This window comes from Marivirga sp. (genome assembly GCF_051117495.1).
GTDB lineage: Bacteria > Bacteroidota > Bacteroidia > Cytophagales > Cyclobacteriaceae > Marivirga.
Genome location: NZ_JBNPEF010000032.1, coordinates 1 through 12348, shown reverse-complemented (window position 1 = coordinate 12348; position 12348 = coordinate 1). Strand labels below are relative to the sequence as shown.

The window sequence follows — 12348 nt, the reverse complement described above, 5'->3', positions numbered from 1 at the left end:
AATCAACCACCATAAAAGCAGTATAAATATAATTATTCTAATATTATATACGAATATTTACAAACAAAAAAAGCACAGACTTTCACAAGCTGTGCTTTTGTAAATATTTTTTAGAAATATTAAAAGTTATCCATCTATGGATCCCATAACTCTCTTCATAAAACCATTAAGCGCTTCTTTTTTATCAGTTCCAGATCGGATATCTTTATGAACTTCAATGGCTCCGGAAAAATTGGACAGTAGTTCTCCTATCACTTCCAATTCCTCATCTTTTATTCCTTTTGCCTCGATCAAATCTTCGAGTAGATCCATGCTTTCTACAACATAATCTTCATCATTTTTTTCGATGAATTCTACTACGTGCTTAATTATTGGTAACCTCATCTAATAATTCTGTTATAATGCTAGGTTTATTTCCTGAAATAGAATTTACTAATTTGCCATTTTTAAAACCGGCAAATGTCGGTAGATTTTTAACCTCTGCCAATGATCTTGAATTTGGTAATTTTTCAGCATCAACATAAACAAACTTTATGTTTTCATTTTCACCAGCCAACCTTTTGAATTTTGGCTTAGTTATTTTGCAATTTCCACACCAAGTGGCACCATATTGTACCATGACCATTTCATTCCCATCTACTATCTCTTGTAATTTATCTTCTGCTAATTCTATCATTTTGAAATTCGTTTTATTGATTATACCTAAATGAACCGCAAAAATACGAATAGGTTACGATATATTAAATTGATTGTTTGCATCTGATTATAGACAAAATCTATAGCAGCTAGATTATTGTAAAAGCTCGTAAATCCTATTAAATGAGGTAGCTTTTGTAATATACGATTCCAGTTCTGTAATCGGCATTCTTTCCTGCTCTGTGCTATCTCTATGTCTTATGGTTACCGTGTTATCCTCTAAAGTTTGGTGGTCAACAGCTATGCAGAATGGTGTACCTATCAAATCTTGACGAGTATAACGCTTACCAATTGAAGCCGCTTCTTCATAAACCACATTAAATGCACCTTTCAGCGATTTATATATTTCTTGTCCTTTTTCAGGTAAGCCATCTTTTTTAGTCAATGGAAGAATTGCTGCTTTAACTGGTGCCAGGGCTGGGTGCAGCTTTAAATAAGTTCTTGTTTTAACTTTATCGCCTTCCCCAGTCTCTTCGTTTTTAAAGGCACTGCAGAACAACATCAAAAATAATCTATCCGCCCCAACGGAAGTTTCCACTACATAAGGAATATAATTTTTGCCCACCTCCGGGTCAAAATATTGTAATTTCTTTTTGGAGACTTCTTGGTGGCTTTTCAAATCAAAGTCTGTTCTACTGTGAATTCCTTCTACTTCTTTAAAACCAAAAGGAAATTTATATTCCACATCCACTGCTGCATTGGCATAATGCGCTAATTTTTCGTGCTCATGCAAACGTAAATCTTCTTCTGCAATTCCTATTGCCTTATGCCACTTTAATCTCGCATCTCTCCACTTTTCGTACCACTCCATTTCCTCACCAGGACGAACAAAAAATTGCATTTCCATTTGCTCGAACTCACGCATCCTGAATATAAATTGACGGGCCACAATTTCATTCCTGAATGCCTTCCCTATTTGAGCAATACCAAATGGCACTTTCATTCTGGCCGTTTTTTGCACATTCAAAAAGTTGACAAAAATTCCTTGCGCTGTTTCCGGTCTAAGATAGATTTTTCCTGAGCCATCCGAAACACTTCCTATTTGAGTAGAGAACATTAAATTGAATTGACGCACTTCTGTCCAGTTGGCCGTTCCGGAAATCGGGCATTTGATATCTTCTGCTATGATTAATTCACGAACAGCTTCCAGATCTTCGGCTTCAAGCAATTGACCGGTTTTTTTCAAAAGAGCATCTGCTTTTTCCTGCTCGCCATTGTTTTCATATTCAGCCGCTTTTTCTTCAAGTAAAACATCTGCCCTATATCTCTTTTTGGAATCTTTATTATCGATCATCGGGTCATTGAAACTTTCGATGTGACCAGAGGCTTTCCAGGTATCTGGATGCATGAAAATAGCAGAATCCAAACCCACAATATCATCATTGAAACGGGTCATGGTATTCCACCATAATTCCTTAATATTTTTCTTTAATTCTGCACCATAGGGGCCGTAATCATATACGGCTTGCAAGCCTTCGTATATTTCGCTTGATGGATATACAAAACCATATTCTTTAGCGTGAGCAATAATATCTCTAAAAAGTGTGTTTTCGGGAGTTTGTTCTTTCTTTGCCATGGCGCAAAGATAAATCAATTCAATTATGGATAAGAAAGGATTCTTTGAATTTTTAAGATTTAGGTAATTTTATTGTAAAAGTAGTTCCTTCTCCCTTTTCTGATTGCAAGCTTATGCTTCCTCCTAATCTTTCCACCATATCTTTCACAATATATAAGCCTAATCCGGAACCTTTGGAATTTTCTGATGCCCTGAAAAACATATCAAAGATCTTGGGCTGAGCATCTGCAGGAATCCCTTGGCCGTTATCTACTATTTTAATTAATATTTCATTCCCCAAATCCTCGGTTTGTACTGCCACATATTTTCCAGGGTGGGAATGTCTGTGATATTTGATGGCATTATCCACCAGATTATTCAAAATAACACCTAATCGTCCTTTATCTGTCTGTAAGCTAGTGTCTTCCGCAATACTCATTCTGAAATCAATATCTGCAGAAAGCTCTCGGTACTGGGTATTTTCAAAAGTCTCTCTTACCAATTCATACAGGTTTACATTTTGCTTGATAATTTCAGTCCTTGTATTTCTTGCAAAACTTATGATTTCGTCTATGAAAGAATAAAGCTTTTTGACACGGTTTTTCATCATGCCAAGCAATTGCTTTAATTCTTGGCTATCATCAGTGGTATCCCCTATATTGATAAGACCTTGAATAGAATTTAATGGTGCCCTTAGATCATGGGAAACACTATAAACAAATCTGTCCAGCTCAGCATTAGTCTGCTCCAATAGCTGATTTTTTTCTTTAATTTCTTCTTCTTTAACTTTTTTATCAGTGATATCCACTAGCGAACCTACCATCCTGACCGGTTTTTCATCATTTGACCATTTGGCTTGGCCTGAACCATGGAACCAACGATAGCTTCCATCTTTACATTTTAATTTATACTCTACAGAGAAGGGCTCTTTAGTTTGTAGATGTCGCTTAAAATCATTTACAAGTCGAGGATAATCTGATTTTTCCGCCAGTAAATTCTTAAAACTTTTTTGGCCTGGAGAGAACTCTTTAGGATCATAACCCAATAATTCATACAATTTTGGCGACCACCATTGCTGATCTTTATTGATGTTTTCCCAGTCCCAAATACCAGCATTGGTGCCCTCCACAGCCAAGCGAAACCTTTCTTCACTTTCTTTTAATTTACGGTCTTGCTCTAAAATTTTTTGCTCCGATTTATATTGTAGTTTTACCTGAAAATAAATCACCACAATTAATCCTACAAATGTGAAAAAATAGTTTAAAAAATAAATTTTATCTTCCTTGGCTTCATTGATGGTATCCACGGAGACTATTTTATAAGTTGTAAATTCGCTTATAGTAAAACAAGCAAAAGCCAGAACACCATAAAACAACCAAACTTTCACATTTTTATAACCAAATAAGGTGATTGATGCAACTAAGATTGGGAATAGATAAAGTTGAGATCCATAGTATTTTCCTTCATTGCTCATGAAAATGAATACAAAGAAAATGGCTATGAGCAATAGACTATGCTTCGCTAATTCGTATTTTCTAAAGCGATTTAATAAGAAACCAAAAAGCCCCCCGAATATCCCCACCATAAAGGATGGAGTCAAGGAAATATCCCATAAAAACACATTCAATAATCCATTGACGGTGCTAATAAAGGTTAAAATCAAACAACAAACTCCAACTAGTAAAGCTTTGCGATAATCCCCTTCAGATTTTATGTGGGTGGTTTTACCCAGTATAATATTTCGAAATGAGAGTTTTTTCATACTGATAATCAGTAAATATACTTATTTTTCGAAATATTTTTAATTACGTAAGACGTAACCAATTTAGCTGGATGTATTATTTTACCACAATTTGGGTGATTTTTAGTTGTTTAAAGTTTTTTAAACAATGAAACAACTCAATTGAAGGGGTAATTTTAGATGTAATAAATTTTCATCTATTTTATTATTGTTTTTGGAGCATAAATGTTCCCATTGTATGCCTGTTTTGAACGACCACTTCCTTAAATGGCTCTAAGAGCTCTAATTTCATCTCATTTAATTCTTTTACAACTGAATAGGCATTCACAACAAATCGAATTTGTTCATTTGGGAATTGGTAAATATTTGGTTCTATTTCAGTAACTCCTTCAGCTAGATAGTGATCGGTCATGGTGCGAATGAAAATTTTACCCCCTGGTTTTAGCAAGCGAACTAATTCCGATAGCATACTTATAAAATGCTCAAGGCTTTTTGCAAAATGCAATACGGCACTACAATTGATCACATCAAAAGTATCATCTGGAAAAAGGATTTTATCCAGTTTCATGACTTGAAAACGAGCCTCAATGTCTTCAATTTTGTACTGTTTGGCAATGAGTTTTAATAATTGGATTGCCTCAGGATTTTGATCAATCCCAAAAACGTCCATGCCATTTTTCAGGGAGTAAGTAAGATTTCTACCTTCCCCGCAACCGGCATCCAATACTTTGGCATTTTCGGACATGTATCCTTTTAGAATGAAGTCGAGCCAATAAAGATCAATATTGCCCAATTCATTATTGAGTTGTTTCCAATCCATTTTTATATTGGCTGTACGATTTATCAAATGCAGCTTTACCTAATTCCACTAACTCAGTGCTTTTGTAAAACTCAAAAGTACCACATGAATTTCTTGAAATTTGAACCAACATATCGGGTTTAATTAACTCCATTTGCAAATTGGTCATTTTCTCTTGCATTAAATCAATTGATCTATTGAGCAAATCAAAATAACCCAGCTTTTTTGGAGTGCTGTTGGGTTCTTTCCCGTTGCTGGTAGGCAAATATCTTTTTATACGAGCTGTAAACTCATCCAAAAATTGTTTATTCTTTTCATCTTGTTGCACTTCCTCCGCTGTAACCGCCACTTTTTTCTCAAATGGAATGGCCGCATTCACATCCACGGCAATTAAGATATCTCCTTCCGTTCTTTTTACCCTGTTGAGCGGGATAGGATTCAGCACCCCACCATCCACTATTTCTTCATTGTCTTGGTAAACTGGGGTCATAACAGTCGGGATGGCGCAAGATGCCCTTAAGGCATCCATCAAATTCCCTTCAGAAAAAAGAACTTCCTTCTGTGTTCTAATATTTGAAGCTACAGCAGTAAAAGGGATTGGAAAATCTTCGATATTGAACTCTCCCAAAAGCTTTCGCATTTCTTTGAATACTTTTTCACCCCTCACAATACCTTGCAAGCTTAATGTGAAATCCAAGAGTTTAAAAACATCGATTTTATCAAAATGGGTGACCCAATCTTTGTATTCCTGCATTTTGCCGGCCGCATACAATCCGCCTATCACCGCTCCCATACTTGATCCTGAGATAGAAGAAATCTCAAATCCGTTTTCTTCCAATGCTTCAATTACGCCAATGTGGGCAACTCCTCTGGCGCCACCACTTCCTAAAACTAAGGCTACTTTTTGTTTCATGATGATTAAAAAATTTGGCTGAGGAGCAATTTAAGAAAAATTAATAGAAAGGAGATGGATAATAATCTATGTTATAGGTAATATCCAAAATGATTAGATTTAATTGATCATAATTAAGAGAACTACTATTATTAAATAATAAAAATACTATTTCATTTTCCTTTTTCGGTATTCTAAAATAATAACAGTTAAATTCATTACAATTAAAGACACAAAACCGGCTTGAGTATCAATGAAAAAAAATATGCCTAGGGACACTAGAATAAGGATGATTTTGACTAGGGTTATATTTTCCATGGTCTCTTGAGTTAAAGGTATGATTAACTAAAGAACTACCTAATACAATTATTGTTAATCCATTTCAAAAACCTTACTCATTTACTGACACTTGGAAGAATAAAGTGTTGAGGCTATACATGCTAGCAATTCCAAAATTCATCTTTCGAAATGGCTATCGTTCCGGAGCAGACCTGTAGGTGATTAATACAATGATTATTAAAATTACGGCTAATATCATTACCAATGCACCCGCTTTATTATTAGATCTTTTCGACTCAATATATGATAGGTATAATGCCAAAATTAAAAAAGGCACATAATACCACAAATTATATATTTTTAAGAAAAATAAAGTAAAAACGCCTAAAGCAGTGATTAATCTTAAATATGAATGCTGATTTTTCATGGTCCATTGTTGATAGGTTCAATTATTCTCCAGTCGCTCAATGTCTTCCTTGGCCTTTTTAAGCTTTGGATCCAATATCACCGAATTAAAATTGTTCCAAAATTCTTCATTATACGGTTTTTCTACATCAAACAAATCTTCGTCAAGCGCCATGGTTTCTTTATACTTAATTCTTTTAAAGTCCCTTCTTCTGGTTTTCACATCCGTCACGTAAAATGCGGCATCATAAAATTGGACTGCTGTTTCTCCATCTTCTGTTTCGGTTTGCCAGGCATCTCTTACTGGTGCTTTCCATTTTATATAACTTAAATAATACTTTTTACCAATCTTGCGGTAAGAGACTACCGATTGTTTATGAATATTATTTAAAAACATCTTCTCCTGGTCTTGACTAAATCTGGCTTCATTGGAGTCTTCTACGGGAAAGAATTGGTGATTAAATTCTAGTTTAACAATGCCATAATCCACTGAATTGATATATATCTTTCCAAAAGATTGAAGGCCACCAAGATGGAAGGTAGGAGAGTAGTAATTTAAAACATAAACAGCCCCATTATCGGATTTAATTACCGAATCCAATTCAAAATCAAAACGATCATAATATCCTTTTAAATGTTGATAGTTTTCTGTTGTATTGTATCCTCTGATATAATCAAAATCAAAAGACTTGTACAAATTGTTTTCATCCCCACCCATGAAGTACTTATAAACCTTTTCAAAGAAACTGTAATCTATATAATCCTCGCTCTTATTTAATTCGTCCAGTCGGATTTTTAGTTTGTTATAAGGCAGGTCAAAACCATTATCCTGTACCGAAACTGCTGCTTCTAATAAACGAATATAACTGTTGTTTTTCACCACCATTTCGCGATAAAAACCTTTTAATAGAAATGACCTGCGAGAATAATTAAAAGGAATTTTTCTTATCGCCTCACCCACTAAAGCCCTGAGTGTGTCTTTCGTTGGTTTCACTATTACTTCTTTGAGCATTCCCTGTTCTGGGCTTAAATAGTAAGCTGAATCTTGCCTTTTTAAATTGGTTACCAACAGTTCCAAATCCTCATAGCCAATGCTTGAAATTACTACCGTATCATGTTTTTCTCCTAGTGGAAAACGAAAGCTAAATTGCCCTTCTTCATTGGAATGAGCGCCCAGCATGGTGCCTTTTAAATGGATGTTCGCAAAGGGAATAGCAGATGAATCTCCCTTAGACAATAAAGTCCCACTGATTTCTTTGTATTCAGGCTTAGGATTTTGAGATTTTAAAAGGGTTGTATTGAATAATAAGATAAGAAATGCTATAAATAAAACTCTCATATATCGGGTATGGAAATTTTAAGGTTGAATCCAATTTACAGAAAAATATTATTTTAACTAAATAAACAGAATAGTATCCCAAATTAAATTCCTCTATTAATCACTCTTTCAATTTTCTTTTTCTGTATTCCAATAATAGTATGGTGCCTTGCATGACTATCAAAGAAATAAAGCCCGCTTTAGCATCAAAAATAAAAATCAATCCGGATACAATAAGCAAAAGAATTTTAACAAAGGTGATGTTCGACATGACATTTTTTTTGAAGATAAGATTTCTTCAAAAACCACTGAAAGCTTAAAATGTTAGATTGATTTCATATCCGTCTCAAAAAACCAACTCATTAACAGATTCGCTAAAGAAGTTCTCTTCTTTTATTAAAGATTGCGGTTCTCCTTGACTTGTAATACTGCCATTTTCCAAAATGTAAATGTAGTCAGAGAAACCAGCTACTTTCATTCTGTGACTCACGAACAAGATCGTCTTTTCATTCTTTAAATGCTGCAATAAATTCAATATGAATTGCTCTGTATTTCGGTCCATAGCAGAAGTTCCTTCATCTATCAATAGCAATTGAGGATTACGATAGAGTGCCCTGGCTAATCCTACTAACTGCTTTTGGCCACCTGAAATATTGGCTCCTTCTTCACCCAACAATGTCATATATCCTTGAGGGAATTTTTCAAAAAACCTATCAAAGCCAAAGTCCTTACACCATTTGACAACTTTCTCCATTTCAGCAGGATCATCACTCAGGCAAATGTTAAAAAGTAAATAATTATTGAAAACCTTAATGTCTTGAGGAACAACGCCTATTAATTTTCTATAACGTACTAATTCTAAATCATTGATTGGTGTTCCATCTAATTTTATGGAGCCTTCTGATGGTGTGTAAAATCGTTGAACCAATTGAAAGATGGTGCTTTTGCCCACACCACTTTCTCCCAAAAGGGTAGTGATTTTCCCCTTTTCCACTTTCATGTTGATATTGTTCAATAAGTTTAATGAACCAGGATAATGAAAATTAAGGTTTTCAACAGTTAAATTATCGATCTTTTCGATTTCAATTTCCTTCCCTTCTTTATCTTCCGTTTTTATGCTTGTAAATTCCTCCATTCTATTGAAGGCCACTTTTGCTTCTTGAAACTGAATATTAAAAAGTGCTATTTTGGTCAAAGAGGGGCCTATAGAACCAGAAAGGGACAATAAAGCCACCAAAGAACCAATTAAAAGATCCCCTTTAAGTACTAAAAAGGAGGCTAAAGATATTACACTTACTACGAGTAATATCCCAGCCAACTCCGTTAGCAACCCAAACTTTACTTGAATTTTACCTAATTTGAATATCTGGTCTTGAAAGTTTTTATATAAAAAGGTAGTGGCCTTATGAAAAAGATTGATAGTTCCAGTTGTCTTTACTTCTGCTATGCCTGTAATCACATCTATGTAGTTTCCTTCATTGAGCGCATAAGCACTCATCACATCTTTTTGAGCATTGATGATAGGTTTGTTCAATCGCCAAAGAATCAAACCATAAACTGGAATAAAAACAGAAACAATTAGCCCTACTTGCCATGAATAAACAAAAACCCCAATCAGCGAAATAATGATGACCAAAAACTCTATTAAAAGATTACCGATTAAATTACTAATTGAGGATTGAATGCGTCTAGTATCATTCATTCTCGCTACCATATCCCCTGTCTTTTTTGAATCGAAAAATGGTTTCGGAATATGTAAAAGTGATTGAAAAAAAGATGCAATCATTCTATTGTTAAAATCCTTGCTTTGTGTGATCAAAAATGTAGATCGCACATAACTTAACCCCATCTTAATCAATAAAATCAAGGCAAATAAAACCAATCCAATGATGAGTTTGCTTACTTCTTTGGTTGGCAAAATAACATCAATCAACTTTTGACTAAAAATGGCCGTGGCCAATGAAAAAATAGCGATTAAAATACCTAAAAAGAGTGCTGCCAAAAGAATATTGATATCTTCCTTTACCCAACTGAGCAGGTTTTCGTATTTTTTCTTTTTGGACTTGACTTTTTCAAAATTCTTGTTGGGTGTCAGCTTTAACAAAGCTTTGGACTGCCATACTTTTTCTAGTTTTTCTTTTGACCATAATTCTACCGCCCTACCCGGATCATTAATTATTAATTGGTCTTCTTGAAAACCATAAAAAACTACATAATGCTGTAATCTGTTCTCTAAAACAACATGCAAAATAGCAGGGGAATTCAGTTCCCTTAAATTTTCAATAGATTCAGCTTCTAAGCCCTCCACTTCAAAACCTAAATCTTTTGCTCCTTGATATAGCCCCAATAATTTTGTGCCTGTTTGAGTGGTTCCCGTAATCCTTCTGATTTCATCCAAACTATGCTCGCCTCTATGAAATTTGATGATGGAAGCCAAACATGCTGGCCCGCAATCCGATTGACCATGCTGCTGAACGAAATATTGGTTGAGTTTTTTTAACATTAGGTTGGTTCGTTTAAATATCTTTCAGCGATGAAACCTGTCAGATTTGCCGTCATTAAAATTCTAAATTTCTTTAAATAACTGATGCGTTTTTTTAACTTAAAACCTGTCAGGTTTTGCTAAAATACAGTTCCAATAACTATTTCATCATTCCAAAACTTCTAAAATAGCTTCTATCTTCACTTCCCCTTTAAAATGCTTTTGCAGCAAGCCATTTTCATAAATAAAAGTTTGCGGTACGCCTCCTGAAATTGTGTTGGTCAATGAATCAGGATCGACTTCAACATAATATTGTGCAAGTTTGTATTGCAGAAGAAAATCTAACGCTTCATTTTTAGGTTCAAAAGAGGCCAATAGCAACTGATAATTTTGAAATTTTTTGATGTTCTCACCAATCTCTTTCATTTCCCATTGGCAAAAATGACAATCACTATTAAAATACATGAAAATAGTCGGCTGATTATTATTTAGTACTTTCAATCCCAAATTATTGGTTAAGGAATTTAGATTTTGAACAATTGCCTCTGACTTATTTTTCTGATCTAATTTTTGAACACTTGAATAGCCCATCCAAGACAAAAGACCTATCACTACTAAGCCAATAATGATGAGAAGTCTCTTTTTCATTATGCGCCTAAATTAATTGACAAAAATGTGACAAATAATATCCAAACTACTAAGGCGGAACCATATCCTGCAAAGTTAAATTTCAAACTTGCGTCAAAATCAAGTGAGCTTTTTTTGGCAATTACATATGACAATAATAGGATATAAAAAAATTCAAATAAATTTAAAGTCTTTAAGGGGTAAATTATCCATGTGTCCAAATAGGCTGGATTAAACATTGAAAAAATTGATAATGGTTCGAAAAAATGTACATCTAATAAAGTATAATCATTCTGAAAAAGAAAAAACCAAACCATTTTGATAAGAGGAGGGAAAATAAAGACAAATTCAGCAATTATTAAACATTCTATAACCTTTGAAAACCCTAATTTGATATTGAATAAAATGCTTGCGCTTAATAACCAGAATCCAAGTAAACCTATTTTGACCAAAATAATAAATGGTAAAATTAAATAATTCAACCCTTCCCACTTATCCTTAAAAGTTAAGATGTCTAGTATATTTTCTTCAGATATTTGACTTTGATAATGCTCATAAAAAATACTGTCAGTTATTAAATAGTTATTTGATATAAATAATGAAATATCAAACAAGATAACTAGTATCAAAAACAGATATTTTTTATTCATCATTGAAATTATTTATTATTGTATTTTAGTAAAGTTGAAGACAATGCAAAAATTAAAAGTGGATATATAAAATCGATATCAATTCCTAAAACTGTTTCTTTATGGATGATATGCTGCAAGAAAAAAGATAGCACAGATATGACTACTATTAGAAAATTTAAATAATATTTTACCTTACGGTTCATAATTTAAATAAAATTAATTTTTTTATTTTTAATTAAAAAATTCAAGAAAAACAAGGATATGTAATATTACATATCCTTGTTAATTTTGAAACTTATATTAAATCACAGCCAGCTAATGCCATTCCTCCAAAAAAAGTCAGCCCTGCAACTGGATTAGCAATAACTAAAACGGTTCCTATTACACCTGCAACAGCGCAATTTTCATCTGAAACATCTAAGCCTTTGCCATAATAATTTGACATTTGAATTAAATTTAATTTTTTCATAGTTTTTAAGTTTTTAGTCAATAATTCCTACACATTCCATGAACTTCATGTGATATCCAGTCACATCCCCTTCAAAAGCTCCAACTATCACACCAAGTCCAGTAAAAGCCATAAAGAAGGAGTTTCCACATGTAGGCTCTCCTCCATTAGTCTGGATCATCCTTTCAATACTCAAATTTTTCATAATTTTAAGATTTATTTGTTAAACATACACAAAGAACTAAAAAAATATTAGTCGTTTTAATCATATTTAAATAACTTTATTTATTTTTGAATAAATTTAGAACCACAACCTTAAAGTCATGTCTATAGGAGATCATATAAGAAAAATACGGATCAAGCAATAAATCTGGGGATTTAGGATTGAAGAATTAACTTTGTCAAAAAAAAAGACAAAGTGGATCAGAGCTTAATTGAGTTGTTTTTGCCAGAGGGCATTCTCGAATATTTCCA

Annotated in this window: 13 protein-coding genes; all 13 read right to left on the bottom strand. The window is 33.6% G+C overall.

Annotated features, from left to right (window positions below; genetic code table 11):
- Window positions 1–126: 126 nt before the first annotated feature.
- On the bottom strand, window positions 127–384 hold the full coding sequence (locus ACFE0M_RS16500) for a DUF6952 family protein (protein ID WP_434546892.1): 258 nt from the start codon (window positions 382–384) through the stop codon (window positions 127–129).
- A complete protein-coding gene (locus ACFE0M_RS16495; RefSeq protein ID WP_434546891.1) occupies window positions 365–676 on the bottom strand; it encodes a thioredoxin family protein in 312 nt (103 codons plus the stop codon). The genes ACFE0M_RS16500 and ACFE0M_RS16495 overlap by 20 nt, the downstream gene beginning before the upstream one ends.
- A 114-nt stretch (window positions 677–790) precedes the next feature.
- A complete protein-coding gene (locus ACFE0M_RS16490; RefSeq protein ID WP_434546890.1) occupies window positions 791–2272 on the bottom strand; it encodes a glycine--tRNA ligase in 1482 nt (493 codons plus the stop codon).
- Window positions 2273–2324: 52 nt separating this feature from the next.
- Window positions 2325–4013, bottom strand: coding sequence for an ATP-binding protein (locus tag ACFE0M_RS16485; RefSeq protein WP_434546889.1), 1689 nt, complete (start codon window positions 4011–4013; stop codon window positions 2325–2327).
- Between the two features lie 184 nt (window positions 4014–4197).
- Window positions 4198–4812, bottom strand: a complete 615-nt coding sequence (locus ACFE0M_RS16480; protein ID WP_434546888.1) for a class I SAM-dependent methyltransferase — start codon at window positions 4810–4812, stop codon at window positions 4198–4200.
- Entirely contained in the window at window positions 4790–5704 is a 915-nt protein-coding gene (locus ACFE0M_RS16475; RefSeq protein ID WP_434546887.1) for a patatin-like phospholipase family protein, read from the bottom strand. The genes ACFE0M_RS16480 and ACFE0M_RS16475 overlap by 23 nt, the downstream gene beginning before the upstream one ends.
- Before the next feature lie 703 nt (window positions 5705–6407).
- Window positions 6408–7706: a carboxypeptidase-like regulatory domain-containing protein gene (locus tag ACFE0M_RS16470; protein WP_434546886.1), complete on the bottom strand. Its 1299-nt coding sequence runs from the start codon at window positions 7704–7706 to the stop codon at window positions 6408–6410.
- A 100-nt stretch (window positions 7707–7806) separates the two neighbouring features.
- Entirely contained in the window at window positions 7807–7956 is a 150-nt protein-coding gene (locus ACFE0M_RS16465; RefSeq protein ID WP_434546885.1) for a hypothetical protein, read from the bottom strand.
- 75 nt (window positions 7957–8031) lie between these two features.
- Complete coding sequence (locus tag ACFE0M_RS16460) at window positions 8032–10188, bottom strand: peptidase domain-containing ABC transporter (RefSeq protein WP_434546884.1); 2157 nt, start codon at window positions 10186–10188, stop codon at window positions 8032–8034.
- A gap of 147 nt (window positions 10189–10335) precedes the next feature.
- Window positions 10336–10815 (bottom strand): TlpA family protein disulfide reductase, encoded by a 480-nt coding sequence (locus tag ACFE0M_RS16455; RefSeq protein WP_434546883.1) that lies wholly within the window; start codon window positions 10813–10815, stop codon window positions 10336–10338.
- A complete protein-coding gene (locus ACFE0M_RS16450; protein ID WP_434546882.1) occupies window positions 10815–11447 on the bottom strand; it encodes a hypothetical protein in 633 nt (210 codons plus the stop codon). The genes ACFE0M_RS16455 and ACFE0M_RS16450 overlap by 1 nt, the downstream gene beginning before the upstream one ends.
- Before the next feature lie 274 nt (window positions 11448–11721).
- Window positions 11722–11895: a hypothetical protein gene (locus ACFE0M_RS16445; protein ID WP_434546881.1), complete on the bottom strand. Its 174-nt coding sequence runs from the start codon at window positions 11893–11895 to the stop codon at window positions 11722–11724.
- Window positions 11896–11908: 13 nt separating this feature from the next.
- Window positions 11909–12079 carry a hypothetical protein gene (locus ACFE0M_RS16440; protein WP_434546880.1) on the bottom strand — a complete coding sequence of 57 codons (171 nt, stop codon included), beginning with the start codon at window positions 12077–12079 and terminating at the stop codon, window positions 11909–11911.
- Window positions 12080–12348 lie beyond the last annotated feature (269 nt).